The organism is Vibrio rotiferianus (assembly GCF_002214395.1).
GTDB classification, from domain to species: domain Bacteria; phylum Pseudomonadota; class Gammaproteobacteria; order Enterobacterales; family Vibrionaceae; genus Vibrio; species Vibrio rotiferianus.
In genome coordinates this window covers 1,207,405-1,221,923 of sequence record NZ_CP018311.1, presented here as the reverse complement: position 1 = coordinate 1,221,923, position 14,519 = coordinate 1,207,405, and the positions used below count along the sequence as shown (strand labels likewise).

General features: G+C 44.6%; 16 protein-coding genes. 8 read left to right on the top strand and 8 right to left on the bottom strand.

Features of this window, described 5'->3' with window-relative positions:
- Window positions 1-61: 61 nt before the first annotated feature.
- Both BSZ04_RS05770 and BSZ04_RS05765 read right to left on the bottom strand, forming a co-directional pair.
- Window positions 62-841 carry a class I SAM-dependent methyltransferase gene (locus tag BSZ04_RS05770; RefSeq protein ID WP_088879823.1) on the bottom strand — a complete coding sequence of 260 codons (780 nt, stop codon included), beginning with the start codon at window positions 839-841 and terminating at the stop codon, window positions 62-64.
- A gap of 130 nt (window positions 842-971) precedes the next feature.
- Complete coding sequence (locus BSZ04_RS05765; protein WP_088879822.1) at window positions 972-2,657, bottom strand: hypothetical protein; 1,686 nt, start codon at window positions 2,655-2,657, stop codon at window positions 972-974.
- Between the two features lie 328 nt (window positions 2,658-2,985).
- On the opposite strand from BSZ04_RS05765, the gene BSZ04_RS05760 reads away from it, so the two are divergent.
- On the top strand, window positions 2,986-4,077 hold the full coding sequence (locus BSZ04_RS05760; protein WP_088879821.1) for a transporter substrate-binding domain-containing protein: 1,092 nt from the start codon (window positions 2,986-2,988) through the stop codon (window positions 4,075-4,077).
- A gap of 85 nt (window positions 4,078-4,162) precedes the next feature.
- On the opposite strand, the gene BSZ04_RS05755 is transcribed toward BSZ04_RS05760, so the two are convergent.
- The 4 genes from BSZ04_RS05755 to pncB all read right to left on the bottom strand — a co-directional run bounded on the left by BSZ04_RS05755 (window position 4,163) and on the right by pncB (window position 7,063).
- Complete coding sequence (locus BSZ04_RS05755) at window positions 4,163-4,681, bottom strand: glycine zipper 2TM domain-containing protein (protein ID WP_088879820.1); 519 nt, start codon at window positions 4,679-4,681, stop codon at window positions 4,163-4,165.
- A 220-nt stretch (window positions 4,682-4,901) separates the two neighbouring features.
- Window positions 4,902-5,249 carry a GlpM family protein gene (locus tag BSZ04_RS05750; RefSeq protein WP_005436374.1) on the bottom strand — a complete coding sequence of 116 codons (348 nt, stop codon included), beginning with the start codon at window positions 5,247-5,249 and terminating at the stop codon, window positions 4,902-4,904.
- Window positions 5,250-5,267: 18 nt separating this feature from the next.
- A complete protein-coding gene (locus tag BSZ04_RS05745) occupies window positions 5,268-5,627 on the bottom strand; it encodes a hypothetical protein (protein WP_010453094.1) in 360 nt (119 codons plus the stop codon).
- Window positions 5,628-5,752: 125 nt separating this feature from the next.
- On the bottom strand, window positions 5,753-7,063 hold the full coding sequence (gene pncB / locus BSZ04_RS05740) for a nicotinate phosphoribosyltransferase (protein WP_088879819.1): 1,311 nt from the start codon (window positions 7,061-7,063) through the stop codon (window positions 5,753-5,755).
- 390 nt (window positions 7,064-7,453) lie between these two features.
- Here pncB and BSZ04_RS05735 point away from each other — a divergent pair, with 390 nt between their 5' ends.
- The 4 genes from BSZ04_RS05735 to BSZ04_RS05720 all read left to right on the top strand — a co-directional run bounded on the left by BSZ04_RS05735 (window position 7,454) and on the right by BSZ04_RS05720 (window position 10,438).
- Window positions 7,454-8,179, top strand: a complete 726-nt coding sequence (locus BSZ04_RS05735; RefSeq protein WP_088879818.1) for an NUDIX domain-containing protein — start codon at window positions 7,454-7,456, stop codon at window positions 8,177-8,179.
- A 31-nt stretch (window positions 8,180-8,210) separates the two neighbouring features.
- Complete coding sequence (locus BSZ04_RS05730; RefSeq protein WP_088879817.1) at window positions 8,211-8,864, top strand: nicotinamidase; 654 nt, start codon at window positions 8,211-8,213, stop codon at window positions 8,862-8,864.
- Window positions 8,865-9,076: 212 nt separating this feature from the next.
- Window positions 9,077-9,433: a VOC family protein gene (locus BSZ04_RS05725; RefSeq protein WP_088879816.1), complete on the top strand. Its 357-nt coding sequence runs from the start codon at window positions 9,077-9,079 to the stop codon at window positions 9,431-9,433.
- Window positions 9,434-9,550: 117 nt separating this feature from the next.
- Window positions 9,551-10,438: a DMT family transporter gene (locus tag BSZ04_RS05720; RefSeq protein WP_088879815.1), complete on the top strand. Its 888-nt coding sequence runs from the start codon at window positions 9,551-9,553 to the stop codon at window positions 10,436-10,438.
- Window positions 10,439-10,443: 5 nt separating this feature from the next.
- On the opposite strand, the gene BSZ04_RS05715 is transcribed toward BSZ04_RS05720, so the two are convergent.
- Complete coding sequence (locus BSZ04_RS05715) at window positions 10,444-11,184, bottom strand: DeoR/GlpR family DNA-binding transcription regulator (RefSeq protein WP_005436345.1); 741 nt, start codon at window positions 11,182-11,184, stop codon at window positions 10,444-10,446.
- A 91-nt stretch (window positions 11,185-11,275) separates the two neighbouring features.
- Window positions 11,276-11,665: a VOC family protein gene (locus tag BSZ04_RS05710; protein WP_088879814.1), complete on the bottom strand. Its 390-nt coding sequence runs from the start codon at window positions 11,663-11,665 to the stop codon at window positions 11,276-11,278.
- A gap of 158 nt (window positions 11,666-11,823) precedes the next feature.
- Here BSZ04_RS05710 and BSZ04_RS05705 point away from each other — a divergent pair, with 158 nt between their 5' ends.
- The 3 genes from BSZ04_RS05705 to BSZ04_RS05695 all read left to right on the top strand — a co-directional run bounded on the left by BSZ04_RS05705 (window position 11,824) and on the right by BSZ04_RS05695 (window position 14,510).
- Complete coding sequence (locus BSZ04_RS05705; protein WP_088879813.1) at window positions 11,824-12,303, top strand: peptide-methionine (S)-S-oxide reductase; 480 nt, start codon at window positions 11,824-11,826, stop codon at window positions 12,301-12,303.
- A gap of 354 nt (window positions 12,304-12,657) precedes the next feature.
- Entirely contained in the window at window positions 12,658-13,098 is a 441-nt protein-coding gene (locus BSZ04_RS05700) for a PTS sugar transporter subunit IIA (RefSeq protein WP_021018112.1), read from the top strand.
- 11 nt (window positions 13,099-13,109) lie between these two features.
- Window positions 13,110-14,510 carry a PTS fructose transporter subunit IIBC gene (locus BSZ04_RS05695; protein WP_010453114.1) on the top strand — a complete coding sequence of 467 codons (1,401 nt, stop codon included), beginning with the start codon at window positions 13,110-13,112 and terminating at the stop codon, window positions 14,508-14,510.
- Window positions 14,511-14,519 lie beyond the last annotated feature (9 nt).

The following is a 14,519-nucleotide window of genomic DNA, read 5'->3' as shown; positions in this document are numbered from 1 at the left end:
ATCTAAAGAAGCCGAGCACTCATCGCTCGGCTTTTGTATTTTAAAGTCAAAAATTCAAGCTCTAAGCTTTTCTAATGTACGCTACCGCATGGGATAGAAACAGACGAGAAAAGCGATCATTGAAGCGAATCCGATACTCGTGATTAGCTTCTGAAACTCGCTGCCAATTCTGGTCAAAGTAATCATTGATATCATCTACAGCTTCGTCCATGTTCTGGATGTGTTTTTTGTTCCACTGGTAGGTACAAGAAGCAACCAGTATACCGCCAACATTCGTTGCACTTTTTAGCGCATTCACCATTTCTAGTGGAGAGTCGCACTGATCGAGCACGTTTAAACAAACCACTAAATCATGTTTAGTATTGATCGTCCCGCTACTAAATGGCTGATCCACAAACTCAACATCTAAACGCTGACAATCTCCTACCAAATGTTGATTCTCGAACTCGAACGACTTCATCTCATCTAAGCTATAGATGTAATTGAACGCCGCCAGTGGAGGGGTAAATAATATTTGCTTTAACCCTGACAGCAACAAATTGGAAGGCTCAACCAACGTCGCTTTTTGGATAGAGTTCAGTCTAGAGGTGGTCTCATAAAAGTTTCGGCCTAATGCAGCGCCAACCTCAAGCAGGCTTTTCGGCATTATTCCCGCTTTTCTCACAGCATGTTCAATAAAGCTAGCAACTTCAATACAGTGCGAAGACTGAATAAATGAAAAAGGCACTTTCTTTGATTGACTAGTCAGCTCTCCAATCAGTCCTTTTTCTAAAAGATGATCAAGCCACTGAACCTCATAGTAACTCGCTAGCCCTCGTTGATTGAGATAGAAATCTTCCATACATTCTCCTTCCAAAGGCGGGTAATTTTATCTAGCCAAACTAACTCTGTCCGATTAGAGTGCACAGTTTTTGGAGGCAAAAGAATGCAACGAGAGACGAACATCGTCCCTCGCTAACAACCTCTCGCTACTACCTGATCGCATTGATAGTAGCCGCACTCTGTTCCATGGTTTTAAACTCATCACTCTGCTTAATCTGATTCAAGGTGTCTGTTACATCGAACATCCCAACCACCTGCTTCGCTGCCTCAAAGGGAGTCACGCCTTTTTCTAATTGAAGAATGTCGTAGCCTGCCGCTTTTAACGCATAAATTGCTGCTCCACCACTTGGGTAAAAATAGCCCCACCCAAATTGAGATTCCACACTCTCTCGATTCTGGTAATTTGTGGTAAATGCATAGGGCTCTACAAATTTTAAGTCGGAAAAGTTTGGCAACGCATTTCTCAAAGCCATCACTTCAACATACCAAGCGCTACCTTCAAACAGCTCTTGCCCTAACCCCATATTCTTCGCATATTGCTTGCTGCTGTTATCAATATTGATCTGCTCTTGAGTTAGGGCAATGTATTGTTTGAGCATGGATTTGGCTTCATCTTGCGTCATAACTTTAGGCAAAGACTTGAACAAATTGAGTACCGCAAGCTTATATGTAATCTGCTCTACATTCACTGGATAGCCAGTAAGCTCATTGAAGTGGTTGGCAGGATATTTAAAGTGTTCCTCCTGGTAATCATGGAACATCTCATGCACGGCTAATGCAATAGTATTACGTTGATGCTCGCCTTTTATAAAGGTTTCTGAGGGTTTATACACTTGTAGATAGTACTTCGCTCCATTAAACGTATATTGCCTTTCGTACGCCCCGTTACCTCTATTTATCGCATCATGGAAGATGTGCATGTTCGTTTCGTATTTGTAGATGTCCAGAGCCCCACTTTCATTGACTCCTAACTTTTGTGCATCTTCCGGCACTTTGGGAGGATTGACCAAATAGGCGGTGACAGGCGTGCCATTGTTTTCATCCAAGTGCAATAAGTAGGCTGGAGTCTCTGACAAGTAGTCTCCGTAACCACCCCAAACGGATTGGAATTTTAGGGCATTGACAGAGGCATTAACTTGCTCAAGAAGCTTGCTATCAACCTCGCTCGTCAAAGCCGTTTCTCCCCCAGCTGATACAAGCTTACCTAAGCCATACTTCGTGATTTCTTGCGCTGTCATATTGTGTATGTCTTGTGCTGACGCAGCGTTAATCGTGAAGTAGTAGAAACCTTCTGGATCAGGTAAACCCATCTTCTTGTAGTAATCGATGTATGGTTGATGGTATTTGTGGCCAACAGGGAAATCCGTTGCAACTTGGTCTTCGGTTGCCCATGAATGAACACCTATCGTTGCGCCCCTTTCAATAGTTCGGTTGGCTCCCGCCAAGAATAAATCCGTACCTCCCGAGGCAATTGACCCATTCGCGGCAATGTAAGAATCTAGCTGTTTAGCGCGCACTTGATACGCCAGTTTAAGGTTTGACTCATCATCAACAGAGCCATCAATGCTCACAAACTTGAGCAGCTTGATATTGCGATGCTTTGCCATCATTTGTTCGAATGCCTTTGGTGCCCCCTGACAAATAACCCCTTTCAGTTCCGCGACATCCCCCTTTACTACGAATGATAAGCCGGGCTCTTGTGGCGAAAGCTGATCTCCACATTGAGAAGTGAACACGCTCGAGTTATTCGTTACCGTCGAGTCGTTGCTCTTTCCTTCGGAGCCACAGCCTGTTAACGCGATTAGAATACTCATGGTTAATATTTGTTTCTTCATTCCTTACCTCAATAAAACGCCGTTCAAAATTACTAGGAATGATAAACAAAAAAATCCCGTTTTATGTTGGTTCTTACGTGCGCTTACAGAGGCTTAAGAAACCATCATTTTCTTTACTTTTGTAAGCAAGCAGCACAGAACGAAGCTCATAAGTACCAAGGTTAAGAAGTGCACTGGACATCAACTGCTATAGTTAAAACAGTAAATAATAAAATTAGGGCAGTATTGAATTCGTTATCACCTCTCGAAAGTTCTCAACACTCTGCAATTTCTAGCGAGTCTTCGCTATCGATTCAATTCACCGCTGCCTCTTTTTGAGGATCTGCGCATGCTAAGTAGTTTTAAATCGAATCTTCAACCTTTTGTAATTTCAATATTTTTTCTCCTTTCCTTACTCAGCACTCCCTCAAACGCTTCTACACTTAAAGTGGGTACTTACTCCTGCCCTCCCTTCGTTATAGGCTCTGTCGATAATAACCTAAACGGCCTCAGTATTGAGCTATGGGAGCAGATCGCCAAAGAAATGAATGTCGAATTTAGTTTTGAAAACCATCCTTTGGGTGACCTACTCAATGCGATAGAAACAGAAACAATCGATATTGGTGTTTCTTGCATCTCAATCACCCCTGAACGTGAGCTGTTTGCCGACTTTTCTCATTCTTTCTTTGAAACCCACCTCGCGATAGCTGTAAAAAATCAAGGTTATCTGCATACCTTGCAATCTATCTTTTTGAACCCCGCATTGTGGTTTATCGTTGCTGCTATAGTGCTGGTAGCTGGATTAGTCGGGGCGTTTTTCTATGCGATAGAAGAAGGCAAAAATGAAAAACTCTATTCAATGAAAAGCAATACTGGTCGCTGGATTGAAAGCTTTATTCTTGGCCTACTCTTCATCACTCGGGGGCCTTTCAACTACTTCGAATTTAAGAGCTTAACGGGACGAATCGCTACAGTATTTATTGGCGTTTTCAGCATGCTTTTCATCGCCAGTATTACTGCAGTACTAGCCAGTAAACTCACCCTTAGCCAAGGCTCCTCACAAATTAAGGGCATCAATGATCTTGCCAATGTTGAAGTCGGTACCAAAACCGCAACCACCTCTTCTTTACTGCTTACCAGCTTTGGTATTCGTCACAAAGACTATCCAGATATGACGACACTTTTAACCGCGTTAGATAACGGCGAAGTCGAAGCTATCGTTGCTGACGACGTGGTACTCAAATATATGATTGGTAGTGGAAAATTATCAGGAAAATTTGAAGATTTGGAGGTGTTGCCATACCAACTAGAAAAGCAGAACTACGGCTTTATCATTACGGAAAACAATCCTTACGAAGAAGAGATCAATCGTGCTCTACTACAAATTCGTGAATCACGAAAATGGCGTAAAACGCTGGTTGACTATTTCGCGGATAAGTAGCCCTAAACGACAAATACTAAAATTAAAAAAGCCCTTACGTTCAGTGAACAAAAGGGCTTTGTTTTGTATTCAAATTCGTTGGCAATTATTGAGGAAGAACCACTTTTCCATCTTGGATTGGGAATGTCTTACCTGCAGGCTTGCTCTTCATGCGCACAGTAGCTGGGACGCCTGCCACTTCATAAGTGACATCGTAACCGACTACTTTCTCAGAAGTCGTGTATTCAGTGTGGCATTGCTTCTCGGTCGATGTCACAACGTCCCCCTTCTGAACATTGTCTTGAATCTCTCGGCCAGCCATAGCGCCCGCAATCGTGCCAGCTGCAGTAGCAATCACTTTACCTGAACCACCACCAATTTGGTTACCTAGCGCGGCCCCTGCTGCTGCACCACCTACAGTACCAAGGATCTTGTTGTTATCCTTTGGTGCTACTTGGTGAGTAACAACCACGTCCTTACAAACTTGGTGTGGGTTCTTCACTGTTTCAGTTACCGCTTCAACAAGCGTGATGTTCGCTTCTGTTGGTGCTGGTGGCGTCTTATCTTTACAGCCTGCTAATACAGCAACAACAGCTGTAGCGATTGCGATAGATTTCATATTCATGGATTACTTCCCAGTACAGTTATCTTTGCTTGGCGGTATAGTAAATCGTGGACTGAAATTCACATCAGGCGAAATTGAGCCTTCTGTCATTAGCAGGTTAAAAAACGTTGTTTTATTATAGTTACGTCAGCAAAAGAGCAAGCTAAGGTAAATCAGAGCTAGATCACATCAAGATGAGCTATGAGTATTCGACTAACTACATTGCTAGGATGAGTAATAATTACGCAGGAACCATCCATCGCGTCCAGAAAGCAAGCAACATCGAAGCGAACATTACCCAAACAAGCGTCGCCGCTGTTAATGTGCCAACCAAACTCAAGCGATAACTAAAGTAGAAAACCGAAATCAAATACGCCGCGTATGGGATAAGAGAATAGATACCAAACAGTGCCGTTTGACGTAGTGCTTCCATGTCTCGCTCACTCCCTACAATAAAGTGAGCGATCAACGCAAAAGTCGGAAACAAAGGCACCAAACCCGCGATATAAAAACTTTTCGACTTCGATAGCATAGCAATGATCAACACCGCAACTGCACCGAGTAAAGATTTAAGAAAGAGGCTTGTCATCAGTTTTCGCCAAAGCGCTTAGGCCAAACTTAGAAACAGCTCATCATCCGTTAGGTACTTATGACGATGGCTAAGGCTACGCAAGTGCATAAACATAAAGTCAGGAAAACCCGGAGCAATGATGTTGTTTGGCTCCCAGAAAATACCACCAACAAACACGTAACGGCCTTGTTTTTCATCGTCATGCAGAGGGTTGTTAATTGGTGTCGTCAGCTCAGCACGGCAACCTTCAACAACACACACGATCTGACCTTTGAAAATGCCAATCACTCGTTTAACAAGGTTTGCTTTTATTCCGCACTTCCATGCTTGGCGCGTTGCCCACTCATAGCCGTGTTTGTTGATCGCTTTTTTTTGCAGATGCACAACCAGATTCATCATTTATCCCTAGGAAAGTCACTGGTTGTACTATAACCAAATCGCCCTCTAGGTATGCCGATAATAATTTATCGAAACCATAGAGGGCGATGATTGTTTGCTATTGGTGAAGCCCGTGTTTCTTGCTAAGCGTCGATCAGGTAGTTATCACCTTCGTTTTCTAGACGGTCTATCAGTACGCGACACTCATCGAGATCAAGCGGCTGCTCAAAACGACGCTTCAAATTCATCAAAAAGAAGATGTCTTCGCACATCGCTTTCTCTGGCTCATCACTGATTTTCGCTACAGGTGAGCCATTGCATGACACCATCTTAATAACGATAGACAGTGGCTTGTAAGCAGTACCTTGTGCGTTGGTGTAATCACCCATATCGTTTGCTAGCGACGTCCCAATACCAAAACTCACTTGAATGCGACCTTGGAAGCGCTCACAAATATCCAGTGCTTGCTCGAAGTTTAAACCATCGGTAAACACTAAGGTTTTCGTCATTGGATCGATGCCAAATGATTGGTAATGCTTGATCATCTTCTCGCCCCATGCGTAAGGGCAACCACTATCATGACGAACACCCACGTACGCATTACTGAGTTCTTCATCGAAGTCTTTTAAGAAAGCATCAATACCAATGGTATCGGTTAACGCAATACCTAACGCACCATTAAACATCTCTTGCCAACGCTGCAAAGCCACCTTTTGCGAATCACGAACATTCACCAGAGCTTGATGCCCCATGAACCACTCGTGTGCCACCGTCCCAATCGGTGTCAAGCCAAGCTCTTTCGCCAAGTGGTAGTTGCTGGTTCCTGTTAAGCAGTCAGGCAACTCTTTGCTCAGGTACTGCAACATTGAACGTTGTGCTTGGAACGAGAAACGACGACGGGTCGACATATCGGCAAACTTAAAGTTGGTGATATTGCGACGTTTCAGTTCTGCTTTGAGATGACGAACTTTCTCTTCTAAAACAGATTGGAACTGCTCAACTGGAATATCTGCCCAACGAGCACGGCTGCGCACTTCAGACACAATGCTCATGATGATGGTTTCGTAGAGAATGGTTTCTGTCCAAAGACCATTGATGGTGATGCGTAATTGGCTTGTACCATCCGCCATGGTTTTAATATTGAAAGAAACATCGCGTTGAGGGTTAAAACGAAACGCGTGCAGAGCATCAACAAATTCTGGTTTTAGATAAGGCGCAACGCCCTTCATGTATTCAATTTCTTCAGCAGAGAAGGTGATGTCTTGCAGTTTAAGAACTTCCGCTTTCACCTCTGGCAGTAATTCAGACAGGTCTTCTTCACTACGCACGATGAATTTGTAGGACACCATCGCATCAGGATAGAGCGCAGCAGCAGCACTCATCATATTCACTTTGTATACGTCAAAATCTAACGCACTTTGGATGATGCGAGACGAAAATAAATTGGTGGTCATTCGGAGCCCTTCTACATGCCCTTTTTCGTTTATACCCAAATTCCCTCAGTACGGTGTAAACCGCATCTTATTGTTTTTCCAACGAAGTTGGCGGGAAGTTTTCCACAAGGTAAACTTGGGTATATAACTTGTTGTTACTAACTAAATTGCGTAAACAATAAACACCCGCTTATAGTTTGTCAACTTTTGTTACTAACCACTCATTTTTATAAGGTTTTTACGCGCAAAATTCCGACAGTTATTGTGGATAACCCAAATAAATAAGCGCATCCATACCTAAGGCCAATTATTCTGTGGTGGCCGCCATGTTTCTAACAATCGGTTACTTACCCATTGATTGACTACTTGTTATGCGCTAGATTACTTACAAATTATTCTCAGGACCAAATCATGATCGTAACCGTCGACATCATTCCATTCAGACTATCTGGCTGCGCCGATAAAGGGTTGGAAGTGTTGCTGATCAAACGTTCAAATCCAGAGCGCCCTTACCATGGCGTATGGGCTCTACCCGGCGGATTTGTATTTGATAAAGACATGACCCACGAAGGTGGACGCCCAGCAGACGAGAACTTCGAAGCAGCACGACGCCGTATTTGCCGCGAAAAAATCCACACCTACCCTCGTCACTTTAGTGAAGCCTTTGTCGATGGGGACCCAAAGCGCGATCCTGAAGATTGGAGCCTGAACATCACTCACTATGCCTTGGTTGACCGCAACAACAAAGAGCAAATCGATAACGCTGGCGTACCAGAATGTCATCTAAAGTGGTTCCCACTACAAGCAATCCTTGATGGTGATGAAACTCTCGCTTTTGATCACCAAAAAATGATTGAAAAAGCATGGCAGAAACTGCGCGCCTCTATCGAATACACCTCTGTCCTGCTGTTCGCACTTGATAAAGAGTTTCTGGTTGCAGACATCATCGCGGCCTATCAAGAATTTGGCATCGACATCAGCCGCATGACTATCAAACGACGTTTGATTGATTCGGGTGTGCTCAAGCCAACCAACAAAGTCGCTTCCACCAATAAAGGCAAAGGCGGTAAGCCAGCTATGGTGTACACCCTAGCAAGCGACGAAGTGACCTTTTTCCAAAACTGCTTGCGTGGCTAACGTAAGCATAAAGACAGACAAGGAGTCTGCCATGACAGTTCGAGTTAATTACCAAACCACCGCTGTGATCGACGTTGATCCAGAGAAAGGGTTTACCGAACTTTGCCCTGACGAATTGCCAGTTACTGGCGCATTAGACATCGTTCCAGAGCTTCTAAAGAATCACACGAAAGGTCGTTTGAAACTAGTCAGCCGCGACTTGCACCCACCAAAAGCAGCTTGGGATGCGGAAACGCCTGCGAACATGCTTGAACCAGTAGGCCTACCAAACGTGGATATTAAGTGGAACCGCCACTGCGTACTCGGTACTACGGGCGTTGAACTGCTGGATGGTCTACCACCTATTCTGGAGTACGATTTCCAAGTGAACAAAGGCATGGACCCAGACGCACACCCTTACGGCATCTTTTTCCACGACGTAGCTGATACCAAAACCACAGGTGCAAATGAGTTCCTAAAATTCAACCACATCGATACGGTGGTTGTTGGTGGCTTGGCACTCGATTTTTGTGTGAAAAAGTCCGTCACTCAAGCTCTCGATTTAGGTTTCAAAGTGATTGTGAACCTAGCATCTAGCCGTGCGGTCTTGCCAGATACTATCGATGCAGTGATTGCCGAGATGGAAGAGAAAGGCGCAGTGTTTGTTAACAATGCAGATGACATCATCGTAGAAAACTTCGCGTAATTTGCGTCTACAAACCCAGATATTCTCGCTGAACCAAGCGTCTCGAGGTTACTCGGGTATAATCAATAAAACAAAACGGTCCAGCTTATCTGGACCGTTTTTCGTTTGTGATATTTGCATTCAGAAACAGCAAAAACGAGTGCTGGATTGGAGAACATCACCTCAGGAATTATTACACTAATAGTAATGATCTGAGCAGAAAGGACGCCATGATGCACCAACATGAAAAATTAAACTACGTTGAGTTTGGGACAACCAACATCAGCGCAACTAAACAGTTTTTCGAGCAAGCTTTTGGGTGGAGCTTCGTTGATTACGGTCCTGAGTACAGCGCATTTACAGGTCAAGGTTTAGACGGTGGCTTTTATGTAGCGGAGCAAGTCAGCCAAACAACAAATGGGGCTTCGTTGCTGGTGTTTTATAGCTCAGATATTCACGCCACGTTAGCCAAAGTTGAGCAGTTCGGTGGTCAAGTCATCCGCCCGATTTTTGAGTTCCCCGGAGGTTGTCGTTTCCATTTCACCGAACCGAGTGGCAATGAGTTCGCGGTCTGGTCTGAAAGCCATTAATTTATAAGCCACAATCGGAACTGACATTGGATTACTGGTTGATCTCACCTTTGGTTTAAGTCACTGTTAGCGCAACAATTAATCAATGAGGCGCTAGACCTCGACCAAGGGTGTAACATGAGTGCAGCCAGTTTTTTTCGCTTACTTTGTCTCGCTGCTATTTGGGGAGGTTCGTTTCTATTTATGCGAGTCGCCGCCAATACATTTGGACCCGCTTACTTAATTGAGTTTCGGGTAGCCTTCGCAGCAGTAGCATTATTGTTGATTGCCCTCTACCTCAGAAAGAGAGTTGTCTTCTTCAAACACATTAAACACTTTTTCATTATTGGCTTGTTTAATAGTGCCGTACCCTTTCTGCTTTTCGCGTATGCAGCACAGACACTGAATGCATCAACGTTAGCTATTCTCAACTCAACGGCACCGATATGGGGGGCTTTAATTGGCTTTGTTTGGTATCGCAGCCCGTTAAGCGCAAAAGCGATTCTTGGCATGATGATAGGTATTGGCGGTGTCGCCGTTCTTGTTGGCTTGGATTCTTCAACTATTGGCAATGAAGCAATATTTCCTATCGGGGCGAGTTTAATGGCTTCATTCAGCTATGGTATTGCAACCAACTACACCAAGAATGCGCAACAAGTCCCCGCCTTTGATAATGCTCACGGCAGCATGTGGGCAGCCGTGATTTGGGTACTTCCTTTGCTGCCATTCTTGCCTATGCGGGCAGAACCAAGCACCTTTGAATGGAGCTCTGTGATTACACTCGGTGTACTATGTACTGGCTTAGCCTACTTACTTTACTTCCATTTAGTCTCTGAAATTGGCCCGACTTCAGCCCTCACGGTCACGTTCCTTGTCCCTGTCTTTGGCATCCTATGGGGCTATTTAATTCTGGGCGAGCCGATCGGCTTCAATACCATCATAGGTACCATTCTGGTGCTTAGTGGAACGATGTTGGTGACGGGCTTCTCCCCTTCCGCCGTGCTTGCTAAGAGAAGGGCAAAGTAGATTAGTTAACCCAACACCACTTCCACCCCCTGCTTTCTCAACTGTTCGAGGTCGCTTTTCGGAGCGGCTTCGTCGGTTAACAGCACCGAGATTTCACTCGTTTTACCAATCGAAGATGGGTAGATTTGGCCAAACTTGCTTGAGTCCGTCAGTACGATGTTACGGCGCTTTTTCGCAATGATGGTTTCAGCGATTTCTGCACGCATCATGTCTCGGCTAGTAAAGCCTGTGTCTTGATGGAAACCGTCAATACCCAAAAAAGCCGTGCTGAAATGAATGTTCTCAATACACAGCTTAGTCAGCGGTCCAACCAAGCTCTCGCCTTGATGCTGATACACACCACCAAGCAAGATGATGTTGGCTGAAGTGTTTCGGATGAGGTGGGCAATGTACGCCGATGGGGTAATGATGGTAACGTCACCACGTTCAGCCAATGTGCGAGCTAAAAGCGCATTAGCACTGCCGCCTTCGATTAACACGGTTTCGTTTGGTGATACCAAATCTGCCGCTTTGTTGGCTAACGCTTGTTTGATGTCGAAGCGCACTTCGAGTCGCGTATCAATATCGTCACTTTGTAGCGCCGTCGCAGCGCCATGAACACGCTTCAAGTAGCCTTGTTGCTCAAGGAAATTCAAATCCTGCCTGATGGTCACGCCCGACACGCCAATGATGTCAGAAAGCTCCGTCACTTGAACGCGTTTGCGGTCATTAACCAATTGCAGGATTTCATTTTGTCTTGAGTTCACAGGCTCGCTCCTTATAGATGAGCTTGCAGTATACGCCCGAACACTTTCATATGAAAGCAGCCTGTGAACGATGGAAGTAAGCTAAGCTGCGTTACACCGTAAGCTCAAGACGGTTGCCATCCGGATCTAAGATGCAGCTTTCGTAGTAACCGTCACCTGTTTGTCTCGGACCGTCGACCCATTGGTAGCCATCATCTACTAAGGTTTTGGTTAGTTGGTTCACTGCCTGCTCTGATCCTAAGGCGAAGGCAAAGTGTGCCAACCCTGTGACCTGCATTGCATGAGATTTTTCACATGCGGTGACACCTTCCATCGACATTAACTCCAATCGTGCGCCACTTTCAAACGAAAGAAAGTAAGATGAAAACTGCTTGGTTGGATTGTGGTATTTGTCGTTAGACACCGCGTTAAAGTATTTCTCATAGAAGGCTTTTAGCTCTTCCAAACGTTCAGTCCAAATCGCGATATGTTCAATTTTCATTAGGATTCCCCCTAGCACTTAACTGCGTTCAATCTAACGAGGAAAAGCAGCACAAAAAAGAGAGCAAATCACCACCAAGTTGTTCCTGTTTTATGGTTGGAGTTGTGTTTGAGTGAAAGTGATGCCCATAATGGCGCAAAGTTTTTCAGGACAGAATGATGGAAGAAATTTACTTCGCAGGCGGCTGCCTTTGGGGCGTTCAAGAATTTATGCGCCACCTTCCTGGCGTAATCAGCACCGAAGCAGGACGAGCAAATGGCACGACGTATAACACTCAATCCGAATACGATGGCTACGCCGAATGCGTGAAAACCCAGTTCGACCCTGCACAAGTTTCGGTTGAAACTTTAATGGGGTATCTGTTTGAGATCATCGACCCGCACAGTGTAAACAAGCAAGGTGAAGACGTAGGTGAGAAGTACCGTACTGGTGTCTACAGCCAAAACGAACAACACCTAGCCATCGCTAAAGCATTTATCGCAGCAAGACCAGATGCCGAGAAGATCGCCGTAGAAGTACTGCCACTTACGAACTATGTACCAAGTGATGATGAGCACCAAGACCGACTCACGCGCTTTCCAAACGACTACTGCCATATCCCGTTAGGTTTGCTGCACAAGTACAAGAATCAGTCTTAATAGGCTATTCAAATCCAGCGTAACAACCCCTCCTAACCTCCCCTTGACTTCAACTTCGGAGCTTACATTCGCCAATGTGTATCGAGGGGAGTAGCACAAAGCCTCTTTTTTATAGCAAAATTGAACCATATTTGACTCCCTTCTCGTTTATTTTCAAGCTTCATTATTAATTTCAAAATAAATGGAATATAAGTCACAATACTAATTCCCTTCTAGCTCATTGATATTAATGACTTCTATCACACTTAGCTCTCAGTGATACAAAAATATAGTTATTGGATTTTTTTTACTATTTCAGAAAACCGTAACATTAATTAAATTTGCCTCATTACTTCAGTACCAATGAGTCAAAAAATGATTACAGAACTAACAAACGTCAATTTAATTAAAGGCAATCTTCAAGCAAATAATAAAAAAGAAGTCTTTGAAGAGCTAGCACAGATGCTATTCGAAAATAATCGAGTCAGCAGCAAAGAGGCTTTTTTAACCGACATCGAAGCACGTGAAGCATTAAGCGTTACTTCAATGGACGGCATCGCTTACCCACACGCAAAAAGCAAAGCGGTTACAGAGCCTGCAATCGCTGTTGGCGTAAAGCGCGAAGGCATCGAGTATGGCGACGAAGAGGGAGTCAAACCGACCGTATTCTTCATGATTGCTTCACCAGATAACGGTGCCGACCACCATATTTATGTTCTTCAAGAATTATTCGGTAAATTTAGCGAAGAGTTTATTGAAGATATTCATAACGCAAAAGACGAAAACCAAATACTAAATATTTTAATTAATTCATAAGGCGTGAAATTATGAGTACAATCACAGCTCAAGCTAGTAATAATAGCGATTTCAAAAAAATCCTAAGTACCATGAAAGGTCACCTTTTATTCGGTACTTCTCACATGCTTCCATTTATCGTTGCGGGTGGTGTACTACTAGCGCTAGCGGTAATGGCATCAGGTAAAGGTGCGGTTCCTGCGGACGGTTTATTGGCTGATATTTCTAATATCGGTATTAAAGGTCTGGTGCTGTTCCCAATCATTCTTGGTGGCTTCATCGGTTACTCAATTGCAGACAAACCAGCACTAGCTCCAGCGATGATCTCTTCTGGCATCATGGCTGATATGGGCGGCGGCTTCCTTGGTTGTATCGTAGCGGGCTTCATCGCAGGTGGTGTGGTATTCCAACTTAAGAAGATCCCTCTTTCTGCTAACATGACTGCGTTGGGCGCTTACTTCATCTACCCTCTACTAGGTACGCTTATCTCTGCAGGTATCGTGCTATGGGGTATCGGCGAACCAATCAAGATCTTCATGGCTTCTATGAACGAATTCCTAGCTTCTATGGCTGGCGCTTCTAAAGTGGTTCTAGGTACAATTCTTGGTGGTATGACTGCATTCGATATGGGCGGTCCAATCAACAAAGTAGCAACGCTATTCGCTCAAACTCAAGTTGATACTCAACCATGGCTAATGGGTGGTGTTGGTATCGCAATCTGTACGCCTCCTCTAGGTATGGCACTAGCAACATTCCTATTCAAGAAGAAGTTCACTAAGCAAGAGCAAGAAGCAGGCAAAGCAGCAGCAATCATGGGCTCTATCGGTATCTCTGAAGGTGCTATCCCATTCGCAGCAAACGACCCTGTACGCGTTCTTCCTTCAATCGTTGCTGGTGGTATCGTTGGCTGTGTGTTCGGCTTCCTAACAGACGTACTACTACACGCACCGTGGGGCGGTCTAATCACAGCACCTGTATCAAGCAACATCCCAATGTACGTTGTGGGTATCGCACTAGGCTCACTAACAACAGCAGTTATCGTTGGCTTCTGGAAACCAGTAGCTGAAGAAGAAGCAGAAGACGAAATCGCAGAAGCAGCACCTGCACAAGCTCAAGCGGCTCCAGCAGCAGGCGAAGGCGAGTACGACATCGTAGCAGTAACATGTTGCCCATCTGGCGTAGCACACACATTCATGGCAGCAAAAGCACTAGAGAAAGCAGGTGCAGCAGCAGGTCTGAAAATCAAAGTAGAAACTCAAGGTCAAAACGGTATCCAGAACCGCATCACTGACCTAGATGTAGCAAACGCGAAGCTGGTTATTCTAGCTCACGATATCCAAGTAAAAGACGCTCACCGCTTTGCAAAAGCAAACGTTGTTGAGTGTTCAACGAAAGAAGCGATGCGTAACGCAGCGACTCTTGTGAAAGCTTAAACCTTAAGC

Coding starts and splice junctions, on each gene's coding strand:
- BSZ04_RS05720 (WP_088879815.1), top strand. CDS start 9,551: ATGAGTGCAGCCAGTTTTTTTCGCTTACTTTGTCTCGCTGCTATTTGG.
- BSZ04_RS05725 (WP_088879816.1), top strand. CDS start 9,077: ATGCACCAACATGAAAAATTAAACTACGTTGAGTTTGGGACAACCAAC.
- BSZ04_RS05745 (WP_010453094.1), bottom strand. CDS start 5,627: ATGAATCTGGTTGTGCATCTGCAAAAAAAAGCGATCAACAAACACGGC.
- BSZ04_RS05700 (WP_021018112.1), top strand. CDS start 12,658: ATGATTACAGAACTAACAAACGTCAATTTAATTAAAGGCAATCTTCAA.
- BSZ04_RS05695 (WP_010453114.1), top strand. CDS start 13,110: ATGAGTACAATCACAGCTCAAGCTAGTAATAATAGCGATTTCAAAAAA.
- BSZ04_RS05760 (WP_088879821.1), top strand. CDS start 2,986: ATGCTAAGTAGTTTTAAATCGAATCTTCAACCTTTTGTAATTTCAATA.
- BSZ04_RS05710 (WP_088879814.1), bottom strand. CDS start 11,665: ATGAAAATTGAACATATCGCGATTTGGACTGAACGTTTGGAAGAGCTA.
- BSZ04_RS05755 (WP_088879820.1), bottom strand. CDS start 4,681: ATGAATATGAAATCTATCGCAATCGCTACAGCTGTTGTTGCTGTATTA.
- BSZ04_RS05770 (WP_088879823.1), bottom strand. CDS start 841: ATGGAAGATTTCTATCTCAATCAACGAGGGCTAGCGAGTTACTATGAG.
- pncB (WP_088879819.1), bottom strand. CDS start 7,063: ATGACCACCAATTTATTTTCGTCTCGCATCATCCAAAGTGCGTTAGAT.
- BSZ04_RS05750 (WP_005436374.1), bottom strand. CDS start 5,249: ATGACAAGCCTCTTTCTTAAATCTTTACTCGGTGCAGTTGCGGTGTTG.
- BSZ04_RS05765 (WP_088879822.1), bottom strand. CDS start 2,657: ATGAAGAAACAAATATTAACCATGAGTATTCTAATCGCGTTAACAGGC.
- BSZ04_RS05730 (WP_088879817.1), top strand. CDS start 8,211: ATGACAGTTCGAGTTAATTACCAAACCACCGCTGTGATCGACGTTGAT.
- BSZ04_RS05735 (WP_088879818.1), top strand. CDS start 7,454: ATGATCGTAACCGTCGACATCATTCCATTCAGACTATCTGGCTGCGCC.
- BSZ04_RS05705 (WP_088879813.1), top strand. CDS start 11,824: ATGGAAGAAATTTACTTCGCAGGCGGCTGCCTTTGGGGCGTTCAAGAA.